General features: G+C 36.1%; 13 protein-coding genes. 6 read left to right on the plus strand and 7 right to left on the minus strand.

Features of this window, described 5'->3' with window-relative positions; translation table 11 throughout:
- Nucleotides 1–57: 57 nt before the first annotated feature.
- From G7050_RS06575 to G7050_RS06600, 6 genes are all read right to left on the minus strand, one after another.
- On the minus strand, nt 58–933 hold the full coding sequence (locus G7050_RS06575) for a carbon-nitrogen hydrolase (RefSeq protein WP_166112903.1): 876 nt from the start codon (nt 931–933) through the stop codon (nt 58–60).
- A gap of 19 nt (nt 934–952) precedes the next feature.
- On the minus strand, nt 953–2,014 hold the full coding sequence (locus G7050_RS06580; protein WP_255499273.1) for an agmatine deiminase family protein: 1,062 nt from the start codon (nt 2,012–2,014) through the stop codon (nt 953–955).
- Between the two features lie 165 nt (nt 2,015–2,179).
- Complete coding sequence (locus G7050_RS06585) at nt 2,180–3,376, minus strand: acetate kinase (RefSeq protein WP_166112905.1); 1,197 nt, start codon at nt 3,374–3,376, stop codon at nt 2,180–2,182.
- A gap of 102 nt (nt 3,377–3,478) precedes the next feature.
- Nucleotides 3,479–4,444, minus strand: coding sequence for a 3-hydroxyacyl-CoA dehydrogenase family protein (locus G7050_RS06590; RefSeq protein ID WP_166112907.1), 966 nt, complete (start codon nt 4,442–4,444; stop codon nt 3,479–3,481).
- Nucleotides 4,445–4,552: 108 nt separating this feature from the next.
- Nucleotides 4,553–5,563: a phosphate acetyltransferase gene (gene pta / locus G7050_RS06595; RefSeq protein ID WP_166112909.1), complete on the minus strand. Its 1,011-nt coding sequence runs from the start codon at nt 5,561–5,563 to the stop codon at nt 4,553–4,555.
- 304 nt (nt 5,564–5,867) lie between these two features.
- Nucleotides 5,868–6,602: a hypothetical protein gene (locus G7050_RS06600; protein ID WP_166112911.1), complete on the minus strand. Its 735-nt coding sequence runs from the start codon at nt 6,600–6,602 to the stop codon at nt 5,868–5,870.
- Nucleotides 6,603–7,066: 464 nt separating this feature from the next.
- On the opposite strand from G7050_RS06600, the gene G7050_RS06605 reads away from it, so the two are divergent.
- The 6 genes from G7050_RS06605 (at nt 7,067) to G7050_RS06630 (ending at nt 12,394) form a co-directional block, all read left to right on the plus strand.
- The gene (locus tag G7050_RS06605) at nt 7,067–8,455 is read left to right on the plus strand and encodes a C10 family peptidase (protein ID WP_166112914.1); all 1,389 of its coding nucleotides are present in this window, start codon (nt 7,067–7,069) and stop codon (nt 8,453–8,455) included.
- 21 nt (nt 8,456–8,476) lie between these two features.
- On the plus strand, nt 8,477–8,989 hold the full coding sequence (locus tag G7050_RS06610) for a hypothetical protein (protein WP_166112917.1): 513 nt from the start codon (nt 8,477–8,479) through the stop codon (nt 8,987–8,989).
- 17 nt (nt 8,990–9,006) lie between these two features.
- Entirely contained in the window at nt 9,007–9,471 is a 465-nt protein-coding gene (locus tag G7050_RS06615; RefSeq protein ID WP_166112919.1) for a hypothetical protein, read from the plus strand.
- A gap of 91 nt (nt 9,472–9,562) precedes the next feature.
- Entirely contained in the window at nt 9,563–9,832 is a 270-nt protein-coding gene (gene rpsO / locus G7050_RS06620) for a 30S ribosomal protein S15 (RefSeq protein ID WP_050709170.1), read from the plus strand.
- 133 nt (nt 9,833–9,965) lie between these two features.
- Nucleotides 9,966–11,384, plus strand: a complete 1,419-nt coding sequence (locus G7050_RS06625) for an MBOAT family protein (RefSeq protein ID WP_166112922.1) — start codon at nt 9,966–9,968, stop codon at nt 11,382–11,384.
- A 110-nt stretch (nt 11,385–11,494) separates the two neighbouring features.
- Nucleotides 11,495–12,394, plus strand: a complete 900-nt coding sequence (locus tag G7050_RS06630; protein WP_166112925.1) for a hypothetical protein — start codon at nt 11,495–11,497, stop codon at nt 12,392–12,394.
- On the opposite strand, the gene G7050_RS06635 is transcribed toward G7050_RS06630, so the two are convergent.
- Nucleotides 12,387–14,024 carry a mechanosensitive ion channel family protein gene (locus G7050_RS06635; protein WP_221412826.1) on the minus strand — a complete coding sequence of 546 codons (1,638 nt, stop codon included), beginning with the start codon at nt 14,022–14,024 and terminating at the stop codon, nt 12,387–12,389. The genes G7050_RS06630 and G7050_RS06635 overlap by 8 nt on opposite strands.
- Nucleotides 14,025–14,187: the final 163 nt, after the last annotated feature.

Raw genomic sequence — 14,187 nt, forward strand, 5'->3', positions numbered from 1 at the left:
ACCTCTGCAAAAAGAAGAACGCAAAGATTTTATAATTATTGTACTAAATCTCAATTTTTAATCAATAAATCTTTTCGTGATCTCCGAAAAGGCATCTATGCGACGGTCTCTAAAGAACGGCCAGATACGGCGAACATCCTCAGATCTTTTCATATCAATTTCAACCAATTGATTTTCCTCCTTGTCATCCGAGCCTCGCCAAAGAATCTCACCTTGAGGTCCGGCAACAAAACTGCTTCCCCAAAACTGAATACCATTAGTTTGATTCGATGGATCAGGTTCATATCCAACCCTGTTAACCGAAATTACGTGTAATCCGTTTGCGACAGCATGCCCTCGTTGAGAAATAGTCCATGCATCTCTTTGTCTGGTCTTTTCATCATCCGAATCAGTTGATTCCCAACCGATAGCTGTGGGATATATAAGAATGTCAGCTCCGGCCAGAGCCATAAGACGTGCAGCTTCAGGGTACCACTGATCCCAACAAACAAGAATACCCAGCTTACCTAAAGAGGTTTCAATCGGCTGAAAACCGAGGTCACCCGGAGTAAAGTAGAATTTTTCGTAATATGCAGGATCATCCGGAATATGCATTTTACGGTATTTACCGGCTATAGAACCATCCTTTTCGAGAACAACTGCCGTATTATGATACAAGCCTGGAGCCCTTTTCTCAAACAAAGAAAGTACAATTACAACGCCCAGTTCCTTAGCTAACAAACCAAACTGATCAGTCGATTTCCCTGGGATTGGCTCAGCCAGATCAAAAACATCCGTATTCTCTGTTTGGCAGAAATAAAGTGAATTGTGTAATTCCTGTAATACTACAAGATCAGCTCCTTGAGAAGCAAGGTCTCTGATATTCGTTTTTAATTTATTTATATTAACTTCTATATCCGAAGTATTTGATTGCTGTACTATTCCTATTTTCATTTTTCTAAATATTAAAAGATTAAAGAAATCCTTCGGGATATTGCATGGTAATACAATGCAACGATCCATGTTGTTTAATTATAGCAGAACAATCTATACCAATTACTTTTCGTGTGGGAAAAGCTTTCTGCAACTGCTCCTGAGCCACTAAATCTTTCGGAGTATTGTAGAATGGAAGGAGAACAATCTCATTCATTATTAAAAAATTGGCATAGGTCGCAGGAAGGCGTTGACCATCTATTATAACCTTATCCGCCATAGGCAGTTTTATGAGTTTATAAGGATTACCTTCGAAATCACGAAATTTTTTAATTTGTTTCTCCATTTGTAAAAGAGCATCATAATGCTCATCAGCCTGATCTTCACACTTTACATAAGCAATAGTATGCTCATCACATAAACGGGCCAATGTATCGATATGGCTATCCGTATCATCACCTGCCAAGTAACCATAGTCTAACCATAAAACCTTTTTTAAACCAAAAACATCCATCAGATAGTTTTCGATCTCCGATTTTGTAAGAGCTGAATTCCGGTTAGGAGACAATAAACATTCAGAAGTCGTAAGCAGTGTGCCTTTTCCGTCCGACTCTAATGCGCCTCCTTCAAGAACAAAGTCTTTCTTATTTACATATTGTACATCTGATTGAAAAACCTTAGAAGCAAAAAGTCCTCTGTTTATCTGATTATCATAATTAGATGGGAACTTAAGTCCCCAACCATTAAATGTAAAATCCAATATGTATTTCTTATTGTCTTCGTCAAAAACTGAAATTCCGGCATGATCTCGTGCCCAAGTATCATTAGTAGGCAACTCTACCAAAACCAAGTTTTTAAGCAGGTTTTCATCCACATTCAGCATCAGCTTAACAGCTGCATCATCGCGACAAACAATGATCAATTTTTGGTATTGAAGAATTATGCGTGCAAGATTGATATAGCACGTAGTTATCTCTTCAAGCATATAATCCCAATCCGTACCATAGTGAGGCCATGTCAATTGAATAGCACTTTGTGGATGCCATTCGGAAGGAAGGGCAAATGATTTATTTTGATCTTTTTTCATTGCTTCTAACATCATAAATTAGAATGTAAAATTACATATTTTACATCATCTTACGCAAACAAGCCGCAATTAAATCGTTAATTGCGGCTTGTTTTAAGGTCTCAGGCCTATTTATTGTTTTGGTAGGTAACAACTAAAAATAACTGATACCTATTTTTTCGACTTAAAGCATATGCTAAATTAAGCACTTACTATTTCCATTGTATCGGAAGCGATCATGAACTCTTCATCGGTCGGAATTACTACGATCTTCACTTTCGAATCGGGAGTACTTATTACAGCCTCATCTCCATGAATTTCGTTATTTTTATCAAAATCAAGTTTCACGCCCATAAATTCCAAGTCCTTACAAACTACTTCTCTTGTTATAGAATGATTCTCACCGATACCTCCTGTAAAGATAAGAACATCCATACCTCCTAAAGCAGCTGCATAAGCACCTACATATTTCTTGATACGGTAAGTAAACATATCGAATGCCAGTTCGGCTCTCTTATCTCCTTTATCCACACCTGCACGTATATCTCTCATGTCTGATGACAATCCCGAAATACCTAACAAACCACTAAATTTATTAACGATAGTAGACATGGTTTGAGGTCCTACATTTTCTTTTTCCATGATGAAAGACAAAACGCCTGCATCAACATCACCCGAGCGGGTTCCCATCAACAGACCTTCAACAGGAGTCATACCCATGCTTGTGTCAACCGATTTACCTTCTGCTACGGCAGCCAAAGAGCCTCCGTTGCCGATATGTGCCGATACTATTTTTTGATTTTCATAAGGCACTCCTAAGAATTCGCAGGCACGACGGGTTACATATCTGTGGCTTGTTCCATGAAATCCGTAACGGCGTATCGCATATTTTTCGTATAATGAATAAGGCACACCATACATATATGCTTTCGAAGGCATAGTTTGATGGAATGCCGTATCGAATACTGCCACCTGAGGAATATCACCCATCAGATCTTTAACGGCATTAATACCTGCCAAATTAGGTGGATTGTGAAGCGGTGCGATATCAATACATTCCACAACCTTTGCCATCACATCGTCAGTGATAAGCACACTCTTGTTGAACTTTTCACCACCATGCACTACACGATGCCCTACAGCATCAATCTCACTAAGAGATTTTATACAACCATACTTCTCGCTGGTCAGAACACCTAATATATATTCTATACCCGATTTGTGTTCTAGAATTTCACCTTCGAGAATAACTTTATCGTTTTTGAAAGGAAATTTGAGAAAAGAACCTTTTAATCCTATTTTTTCGATGGCTCCCTGGGCAACCACATCTTTGCTTTCCATATCGAAAAGCTTATATTTTATGGACGAACTTCCGCAGTTCAATACTAATATTTTCATGATCTTTTACTTAGGTAATTTCAACTATTTATCGCTATACTTCATAGCTATAACCAATTTATTGCCGCCATACCTGCCTAAGCAATAAAAAGGTTTGAGACCTTATATTAAATTGTTAGGTGTCACACGTTTTCCGGCTTCATCATAGATGTAGAAACCTCTTCCTGTTTGCACTCCGTATTGTTTTGAGTGATACAGTCTCCACAAAATGGGTGATGCTTTGTACTTACGGTCTCCATATTCATTGAACATGTCTTCCATCAGCATAACAATTTTCTCAATACCCAAAAGATCCGCTAATTCAAATATGCCATAACGTTGTCCATAAATCACGGTGAATTCTTTATCGATATCTTCCATCGAAGTCAGGTTCTCCATTAATATATGACATGCTTCATTTAACATAACTGTCATCAGACGCATACTAACCAAACCGCTACTTTCGCGAACTTCTATCGGAAGGTGCTTAATAAGATTAGAGAAACGGATTACTTTTTCGACTACCTCGGGAGAAGTAAATGTTCCTTTTACGATTTCGAGTAGTTTTGCATCACTGTGAGGAATAGGAAAATGTAAACTCACGCAACGTTCTTTATACTTGAGGTCTGCCGAAAGTTCACTTATAATTACTGTTGTTGCATTGGTTGCAATAATAGCATCGGGAGATAAAACCTCTTCTAATTTTTTGAATACTTCTTTACGCAGCGATGTACTGCGTGCTCCATTGGCTTCGTAACGAATACATTCTATTACGAAATCACAATCTCTAAGGTCCGAATAATCCAAGGATCCTGTAATACGTCCCATCGTACCGCGTTTTTCGCCTTGAGTCAACCCCCAGTTTTCTATTTTTGTATCTAAACTCTGCTCAATTTCTTTCAGAGCATCTTGTATTTTATCTTCCGATATTTCGATAAATACTACCTCCATACCCGATTGTGCTGTCAGATTAACAATACTGCGTCCATCACGCCCGCAACCGACAACACCTATTTTCGAGAATAATGCTCTCTCCTGATCTTTTTTACTTAATCCGTAACCTTCTATCGGTTCTACTATTTCAGCCATATTTATATTATTTAAACTTCAATAAATTTAGTGTCAGATTAGATTATTAAGTGATAATAAGCTTTGAATTATAACACCTTTCCAAAGCAATAAAAAAGGTCTGAGACCTTATTTCTTTTTTGCAGCTATTGCCTGATTAGCAGTTACAGCTACCATTTTATATATATCGTCTACAGAACAACCTCTCGACAAATCGTTAACCGGAGCAGCCATACCTTGAAGAACTGGACCTACTGCTTCGGCACCCGCCAAGCGTTGTACTAGCTTATAACTGATATTACCCACTTCTAATGTAGGGAATACAAGCACATTGGCTTTACCGGCAACCGAACTTCCGGGTGCTTTACTGTTTCCTACGGATGGAACCAACGCCGCATCGGCTTGCAACTCTCCGTCAATTTCTACAGTCGGGTCTAATTTTTTCGCCAAAGCTGTAGCTTCAACCACTTTGTCTACCATCGGGTCTTTAGCGCTTCCTTTTGTAGAAAAACTTAGCATGGCAACTCTAGGCTCTTCGCCAACCAATGCTCTTGCCGTGTGTGCAGAGGCTATTGCTATTTCTGCCAATTGAGGTGCTGTAGGATTAGGTGTTACTGCACAGTCTGCAAATACGAGTACTCCATTAGGTACATATTGGTTGTTCTCCACAAACATCATAAATGCTCCTGAAACTACACTAATTCCGGGTGCTGTTTTTATGATTTGCAGAGCAGGACGCAAGACATTTCCGGTTGTATTTTGAGCTCCGGCAATTTCGCCGTCAGCATCTCCGTTTTTAATCATCAAACAAGCCAGATACAAAGGGTCTTCAGTCAATGTTACAGCTTGTTCGGGTGTCATACCTTTTGCTTTACGCAATTCGAAAAGCAAATCGGCATATTCTTGTTTTTTAGCATTATTTTTAGGATCAACAATATGAGCCTTATCTATATGGCTTAAATTAAATTTTTCTGCCAGATTTTTAATTTCGGTAGGATTTCCTATCAGAATAATCTCTGCAACTCCATCAGCAAGCAATTGGTCTGCTGCTTTTATTGTTCTTTCTTCTGTTCCTTCGGGCAATACAATGCGTTGTTTGTTTGCTTTAGCTCTGGCAATAATTTCATTAATAAGATCCATAATCTACTATTTATTATTTTACAAGATCGTCTTTAACTTCATTTTAAGTGTTATAACGGCAATCTTTTTATTTAGTTTTTTTATTAACACAAATATAGTAAATTGTAACATGGACTTTACAATTTTAAGCAATAAAAATATCTTGTATTTTAAATAATTATATATCCTCCCACCAAACACACAAAACAGACAAAGTATCTTAACACTCTGCCTGTAGCATATTCTTAGCATAATTTATTCAAAAAACGTTTTTAGTTCCTTGAAATAAATAATTGGCGAAGGATTGGAATCAATCCTTATTCCTTTAGTGATTTTCGAGCCAATATATATATGGTTTTATCCAAAGTTGAATTGATGCTTGAGTATCTTGTTTAAGAAAATCCAGTGCTCCCCGAGAAAACGCATATTGCTTTTCGATCAAAGGGTATACAGTTTCATCAAACAATATATTTTCACGGATTTGTTCAATCTTCAATAAATCTGTTTCTGTAGGCTCATCACAGTATTCTAAATCGGGACTCACTAAATAAATCATTGTATCATACCATTGTGCACTAAGGTCAGTATTCTTTTGCTCTTTTGCCGAACATACTACAATATCTACCATATCCAGCCAAGGCAATTGTGTTACCCCCTGCTTCTCTTCCCCTTCAATTACACCACTATCTACTAGTTTTTGCCAAATCGAACTACCCGCCACTATGTGAAATAAAGGTTTTCCGTTACCCTCTTTTCCTATATCTTTAATTAAAGATTCGTTGTCTAACCAAAACCATGTTTCATTATTTCTTTTAGCCTCTTCTATCTTAGGTTTTAATTTCTCATAATCAGGATGCTTATCTATCGGAATACTTATCAAATAATGATATTTCTTTAAAATATCATATACTCTAAAATATGTATAACCAGTATCAAACATTTTCTGAAACTCATATAAACTATGTATAATATTACGCTTATCCTGCAATTTCAAATCTTTATTATTGTCTATACAAGATACAGAGTCTATTACAACTCCTTCAATTTCGTACATTCCCATCGTGAATTTATTTTTTTGTTAGTGGATTGTAAATATAAGATATTTAATTCTTCTTTTATTTTGACTCTAGCTGTTTGTGATTAAATCTGAACTAAAAAACAGCCAGGCTAAAGTATCACCTCACTATACAGAAACCTTTTATTTTCTGAATACACTTACTACTCGTATTATACATGCCTCCGTTTAACCCTTTTGGTATGTGAATAAAATTCTTAATACATTAAAAAACCTCTTGACATATATCTAAATTATGAATTAAACGAGCGAAAATTGTAAATGAGATTACTTCAATTCAAATTAATTTTGTAATAATTTCTTTCTAAGAAGATCTTATATCATTCACACACAAAAGTGATTGACAATAAAGATTTAGAGCAACACGCTTAACACGAAGAATTATTACTATTAAGATAAGATCCTGTATTTGATATTAAAACAGGACACAAACTTTAAAACACAAAATTATGACGAAATCTTTCTTTTACATGACACTATGTCTTTTTATTTTACTCACTTCGTGTACTGACAATAGCGATTTAGATAGTAATCTATCATCCCACAAGCTAAAACTAGATATGGGAGAAACAAAAATGAAAACACAAGAAGAAGCTATTGATATACTATATTCTTTTATAGATGATTTAAACGCTCAAAATGGGGTATACACCAAAAGCAGTAGGAATAGTATAAAAATAAACGGAATAAAATCGGTTTCCGCATTGTCTTATTCCGGCAAGAGCCAAGTAGCTCTAAACAAGCTTAGATCTGTAGATTCGGCAGACAGTATTCCTGTATATGAATTTAATATTGAAGAAGCTAATGGCAAATCGGGATTTGCAGTGATGCTTGCAGACAAACGATTTGATGATGTGTTAGCATACTCAACGGATGGTTCATTGTCTGACACAACATTTAATGTTGGATTATCCTTGTTGTTATCCCGAATATCCGATTATGTCGAGATTTTAAACGGTGAATCAGTACAAGAATATGCAGATTGGTTATGCAATAGTGTTTCCGGAACAGAAAAATACATCAAGCGATTTGCCAGTGAAGCCGACTACAAGAGCTTTTTTCAAAATAATGGTTATTACGGAGAATGGGACAAAAGAGAATACCAAGCACGCTTTATCCCAGTTAAATGGAAGCAAACAGCCCCATATAACAGTATGGTTTTTACACCTGAAGGTCAACCTGCTAAAGCCGGATGTGGGGCAGTAGCTTTAGGCCAGTTGATGGCATATTATAAAAAGCCTCAAGGATATGACTGGAATTTACTTACTCAAACGCCAACCATAGAAACTGTTGCAAATGGAGGTAGCCAAGCTCGCATAAATGAAGTTTCTCGTTTATTATATGATATAGGTAAAGATGGGGTTGGTTATATAGATTATACTCCTACGGGGAGTAGTATACAAGATTATAATATTTGGAATGTATTAAAGTTATTTGGTTATGTATATGCATATGATTCTTCGGGGAGGTATGCTAATTTTCCTAATGCAACTACTATTTTAACAGAATTAACCGATGGATATCCCGTATTAATAGGGGCTGATGAATATTATAGCAGGATAGATCCAGCTAAAAAGGAATTAGGTCATGTATGGATTATTGATGGAATATTCCGTAAAGAACGGGATCGTTATTTTGTGGAAGATATTTTACCTACTAACAATAATCCATTTTATAGAGAACTCTGGTCTTACAGAGAGCGCTTTACGCAAGTGCATTGTAATTGGGGATGGGGTGGCAGCTCCGACGGATGGTATAGCCACAGGTTGTTTACTCCGATTAATGAACCTTACAAATTCGATAAAAGCTTTGTATTATTTCTTTCAAATCCTCGATAAAACCATTTAAAAGATCAAAAAATGAAAAAAACAATAATATCATTGACGATAGTCGGCTTTCTTATGAGTATCATTTCTTGCAGTAAGGATGACGATATTCAAACAGACCCAAAAGTAGAGAATCCGAATTACTTGAGAGATGTTGCAGGTAATTTTGAAATTAAGAATGGTCTTTATCTCAAGATACGTGGAACCTTGGGTGCTTCCCATACCTCTTATATATTTTCAGCTCAGGAAAATAATATCGGGATATACCTCTGCTGGGAAATACCAACTAATACATCCCAAATAGGAACATTCGATATTAGTTCTGGTTTTTATATAAATCCGAATGAAGTTCTCTTTGGTCAGAGTATAGAAGGTACTGTAACAATAGATAAAATAGATTATTCAGGAATAATACCAGATAAAATAGGTGTACGTCCTGTTCTTTTGGAAGGATCCTATTCTTTTCAGGTTCGTAGCTACAATTTGGTGATGCTGGAGCGAGGCGGTACATTTCATTATGAAGGGGAATATCCTCGCGAATATTGATGATAGTCGGTTTTCTTATGAGTATTATTTCGTGTAGTAAAGATGACGATCTTCAAATAGAGCCAAAAGTAGAGAATCCCAATTATTTGAAAGATGTCGCAGGTCGTTTTGAGATTAAGAGTGGTTTCTATTTTATGAGAACCGGAATTCTGGGGTCTCCTTATACCTCTTACATGTTTTCAGCACAGGAAAATAATATTTGGATAAGCCTAGACTGGGAAGTACCGGATGGCTCTCCTCAAACTGGGACGTTCAATATTAGCAACTGTCTTTATATAAACCCCAATGAAGGTTTCTTTACTCAGGAGATAAGAGAAGGTACTATAACAATAGATAAAATAGAACAAACAGACATATCAGATCAAGGTGTACGCTATATTCTCGTGGAAGGATCTTATGCCTTCAGTGCCCGTAGATATGACTCGTTAATGGGGAAAGCTGGTAAATTTCATTATGAAGGGAAATCCGATTTTTATAGGTAGTTCAAAATCAAAAAACAACATAAACATTTGTTCGTCAGAAAATAACTCTTATCTTTGCAGCGAATTTTTAATCAAAATAAAAAAACGAATTATGTATTTAGATTCGCAAAAGAAAGAAGAAATCTTCGCTAAATACGGAAAGTCTAACACTGATACTGGCTCACCTGAAGCGCAGATTGCATTGTTTTCGTACCGTATTTCGCATTTGACTGGTCACTTAAAGTCAAATCACAAAGATTATAACACTGAACGTGCTCTTAAAATGTTGGTAGGTAAACGTCGTCGTTTATTGGATTACCTGATCGAAGTAGATATCAACAGATATCGTGCTATCATCAAAGAGCTTGGAATCAGAAAGTAAATTCTTTTCCAAAAGAACAAAAGTTACTCCTAAGCAATTAGGCAGTAACTTTTTTTTCTTTTAACATTATTTCCTTCCCCGAATATTAACATTCGCACTACTCTTATATCTTAATTAATTAGCAATCAGTTCAATGCTATTTACAAGTATTCCATTTCTCATTCTATTTATTATAACTTTTACCCTGTATTATTTACCTAAGGTATCTAAGCATCAGGTATCTATATTAGTAATTGCCAGTTTGATCTTTTATGCATACGATCAACCTTGGTTTACACTCTTACTCCTATTTTCTGCCGGAATTAACATTGCTGCCAGTTATTATGTAGTATATGGAGACCCGAAAAAAAGAAAGCTTGTGGCAACAACGGGCGTTGTCCTCAATGTTATCGGTCTGGCTTTCTTCAAATATAGCCCGTTAATATCGGCTACTTTTTTCAATCCGGAAGGTTCAATAGGACATTTTCTCTTAATGATACCGTTACCTATAGGTATCTCATTCTTTACCTTTGAAGGAATCAGTTTATTAATTGATGTATGGAGGGATAAAGAAGCCAATGAGAAAGCTAAAAGTTTTATTCCTGTTTCTTTATCACAACACGCTCAACGGACCTTGTTCTTCATTTCGTTTTTCCCACACCTTATAGCCGGTCCTATATTGAAGGCTCATGACTTTTATCCTCAAATAATGGATAAATATTTCAAAGAAATAAACTGGGAAAGTGCCTTTAAAAGCCTGACTGTAGGATATTTCTTAAAAATGGTTGTAGCGGATAATCTGAAAAATTTCACATTCTGGATCAGCTATCCATTTTTTGAAGCCTATTCATCCATGGACTTACTGGTAATTCTGTTCGGATATACCATGCAAATCTTCTCCGATTTTGCAGGCTACTCACTTATTGCAATAGGGCTTGCCAAACTATTCGGTTACGATTTTCAAACAAACTTTGACTTTCCATACATCTCGACTTCTTTTAAAGAATTCTGGAGACGCTGGCATATATCGTTATCTACGTTTTTGATGCAATATTTATACATACCGCTCGGAGGAAGCCGTAAAGGTAAGTTTATGACTTACTTCAACTTAATGCTCACTATGACATTAGGAGGTATATGGCATGGAGCAGGTTGGGGATTCGCTCTTTGGGGATTCGTTCAGGGAAGCTTACTTGCTATTGAACGTCTGGCAAACGATAATTTCAAACTGAAACGCAGGTTACCTAAATTTTTCGACCCGTTCAAAATATTCATTGTGGTAGGTATGTTTACCTTATCATGGCCATTATTTGTATTACCCAAGTTTGAATATACACTTGGCTATTTTCAGGCAATAGCACATAATATATTTCTCCAGAGTAATGTAAAACTCAATATGTATATATTCTTATATTCTATTCCTGTAATCATTTACCATTTATTGTACCTTTCGAAAGGCACAAAATTTTGGGACGCATTTAAAAAGAAAGAATATATATTTTACGGAATCCTGTTGTTCTTTCTTATAACGAATGCCGGAACCAGCGGTTCATTTATTTATTTTCAGTTTTAAGGTCATGTACCTTTTTGAATTTTAGGAAGCACAACATATACCGACAGGATATTTATGCCACTAAAATATAGTATTAAATATTATTGCTTACTTAATATATTATTCCGATTATGATAAAAAAGGCTTTACTGTCATTCTTTATTATCTTCATGACATATACGATCATAGTCACCTATGTGGTAAATCCACACAAATTTGTTTCGGAGCACCAATGGCAAGACAACCAGATAAAGGCTCAGGAGTACTTGTATTCCAATACCGATTCTATTAAGCATATTATTGTAGGCTCTTCATTGGCCGACAGGCTTGTAGTGGGTTATCTACCTGACATATATAACCTCTCGATGGGAGGATTAGGAGCTTTTGACGGATTACAAACAATAACGAAAAAAGGAGTATATCCCAAAACGGTTTTCATCGAAATGAATAAGCTCGACAGAAAAGCTTCAACAGACTTTACAACATCGTTAAATAATCCGATAATGACTTTCCTGCGCAAGTATTTTATATCTATACGTGATGGAAAACAGCCTATGGGATTCATTGCCATACCTTATGGTGAGAAAGTTACAGCTTATGGATTATACCTTGCACAGACAGCGGTTCATACTATAGCTGGAAAGATCATTGCAAGAGAAAAAGAAGGGTTAGAAGAGGTGGATATGGTTACTAAAATCTTACCCCGATTATTGGAGGAAGAATCACATATACCCAATGCAGCAGACCTGGAAAAAGATGCTCAGAATTTAAAGAAGTATGTTGATATTCTTGAGAAGAATCATGTAACCGTGGTATTTTTCGAAATGCCAATACAGCATCAGCTATGCGGCCTAAGCAAGCCCGAAGCGATACGAAATCAGTTCTACAAAACATTTCCCCGCGATAAATATCAATATATAGATATGCCTGAATGTAACGATTACACAACAACGGACGGACTGCATCTTGACAAAGCATCAGCAGAAAAGTACACGTTCCTTTTTAAGGACGCAATGAGTAAACTTAAGTAGTTTCAGATTCGTCCTCCTGATCGTTAAATTCTTGTGGTACAGGTTCTGTATCATTATTTTTCGGATTAGTACTTCCCTCAAAATTAGTATTGACAACATAACGAGGTGATAGAAGATTAACACCGGCTTGCCTGAAAACCTCTTGTGCATTTTTTCGTAAATCAGAATATATAGTAGCCATTTTATCAGCCTCTTTCGTATACACATTTAGCTGGTATTCGACATCAAAATCATCTAACGAATTCTGCAAAATGAAAGGCTTCTGCTTTTTTAATAAATTGTCAGTACGCGAAGCTACCTTCAATAATAAATCGTGAACCTTTTGCCAAGGCACATCATATCCCACTGTTACTGATATATAGAGAATAAGACCGTACTCGCGGGCTGAAACCGAATAGTTAAGGGTCTTAGAATTCATCACACTGGAGTTGGGAATTGTTATTATTTCATTTTTAAGCGTTCTGACCCTTGTAACAAGAGCCGTTTTTTCAATAACATTACCCACACAATCATCCATCTTAATACGGTCACCTATTCTAAAAGGACGCATGTACGTAATTACCAGCCCGGCAACAAGATTACCTATTATTGAAGTCGAACCGAGCGAAAGCATGATACCGGCAAAAACCGAAACTCCCTGAAAAACAGTCGAGTTTGATTTAGGCAGATACGGAAAGATCAATATAAACATGAATATATACAATACCACATTTAAGATATTATAGGTAGGCGTAGCCCAATCGGGATAAAACCCCTTAATGGTAATCTTACTTGTTGCAATCTGGTCAGCAAAAAATCGGAAAAATTTGCGGATATACATAAAAATTACCATAATAACCAAAATGGTAAAAAACTCTGGCATATAATCAACCACACTGCGTGCTATCGATCTTACAGGAGAAAGAACATATTCCAGTAGCTGGTCTGAAAGACTCATTGTATTCGGAAACACTTTGAATAATGCCCATATACACAGATATAAGGTCATTATTATCAACACAAAACGAATAAACTTAAGCAAAAAGATAAAAAGATTTACCTCGCGGTCTGCATCAATAAGCCCGAATATACCTTTGATCGACTTTCCTCTTTGAAGCCTTATAAAGATCCTAGCTCTTCTAAATAAAAAGAAGATAAGTCTAAAGACTACAAAACCGACAATTAAAATCAAAGCTACCCACCCCGCTTGTATAGCAAGCCGCTTAAGACTATTTTCATCACGATGTTTATTTATTGCATTTACAATCTCATCTTTGAAAATTTTGGCTGTTTCGACTTTCGACTTTCCACCCAATACTGCCTGCATAGTATCTATGCTGGCTATTAATTCTTTCTTATAAACAAGTTTGATGTTATCCTCTATATCCATAAGTTTTATGGAATCTTCATTAAAAAGAGGATCGTCATACAGACTTCTTATGCGCTCACTAATAGCATGAGCCCTTTGCTCCGAGGTAAATGACCCCATGCTCCCATATATGTAAAATATAGTATCATGGAAGGGAACAACAGGTGCTTTTTTAGGAAATAACTTTGCAACCTGAATGGTGTCTATCTTAACAATCTCGACCGGCTTTTTTGGGGTTTTATTCTTTTTTTGCGGTAAAGCAGAATCTGTCGATAATATCATTAACGCAATCAAAATAAATACACGATATCGTATTGAAAATCTTTTATACATATTCTTGAAAAAATAAAGGTCTGATACTTATTATTATTTTATTAAATGTCAGAATAAAATAATATCCGAAACAAATATACTTAAATTCATAAATCTAAAAATCAATCACCCA

The organism is Dysgonomonas sp. HDW5A (assembly GCF_011299555.1).
Lineage (GTDB): Bacteria > Bacteroidota > Bacteroidia > Bacteroidales > Dysgonomonadaceae > Dysgonomonas_A.

Excerpts from the sequence above, each read along its gene's own strand:
- G7050_RS06635 (WP_221412826.1), bottom strand. The coding sequence starts at position 14,024 with ATGATATTATCGACAGATTCTGCTTTACCGCAAAAAAAGAATAAAACC.
- G7050_RS06610 (WP_166112917.1), top strand. The coding sequence starts at position 8,477 with ATGAAAAAAACAATAATATCATTGACGATAGTCGGCTTTCTTATGAGT.
- G7050_RS06575 (WP_166112903.1), bottom strand. The coding sequence starts at position 933 with ATGAAAATAGGAATAGTACAGCAATCAAATACTTCGGATATAGAAGTT.
- G7050_RS06590 (WP_166112907.1), bottom strand. The coding sequence starts at position 4,444 with ATGGCTGAAATAGTAGAACCGATAGAAGGTTACGGATTAAGTAAAAAA.
- pta (WP_166112909.1), bottom strand. The coding sequence starts at position 5,563 with ATGGATCTTATTAATGAAATTATTGCCAGAGCTAAAGCAAACAAACAA.
- G7050_RS06630 (WP_166112925.1), top strand. The coding sequence starts at position 11,495 with ATGATAAAAAAGGCTTTACTGTCATTCTTTATTATCTTCATGACATAT.
- rpsO (WP_050709170.1), top strand. The coding sequence starts at position 9,563 with ATGTATTTAGATTCGCAAAAGAAAGAAGAAATCTTCGCTAAATACGGA.
- G7050_RS06615 (WP_166112919.1), top strand. The coding sequence starts at position 9,007 with ATGAGTATTATTTCGTGTAGTAAAGATGACGATCTTCAAATAGAGCCA.
- G7050_RS06580 (WP_255499273.1), bottom strand. The coding sequence starts at position 2,014 with ATGATGTTAGAAGCAATGAAAAAAGATCAAAATAAATCATTTGCCCTT.
- G7050_RS06605 (WP_166112914.1), top strand. The coding sequence starts at position 7,067 with ATGACGAAATCTTTCTTTTACATGACACTATGTCTTTTTATTTTACTC.
- G7050_RS06585 (WP_166112905.1), bottom strand. The coding sequence starts at position 3,376 with ATGAAAATATTAGTATTGAACTGCGGAAGTTCGTCCATAAAATATAAG.
- G7050_RS06625 (WP_166112922.1), top strand. The coding sequence starts at position 9,966 with ATGCTATTTACAAGTATTCCATTTCTCATTCTATTTATTATAACTTTT.
- G7050_RS06600 (WP_166112911.1), bottom strand. The coding sequence starts at position 6,602 with ATGGGAATGTACGAAATTGAAGGAGTTGTAATAGACTCTGTATCTTGT.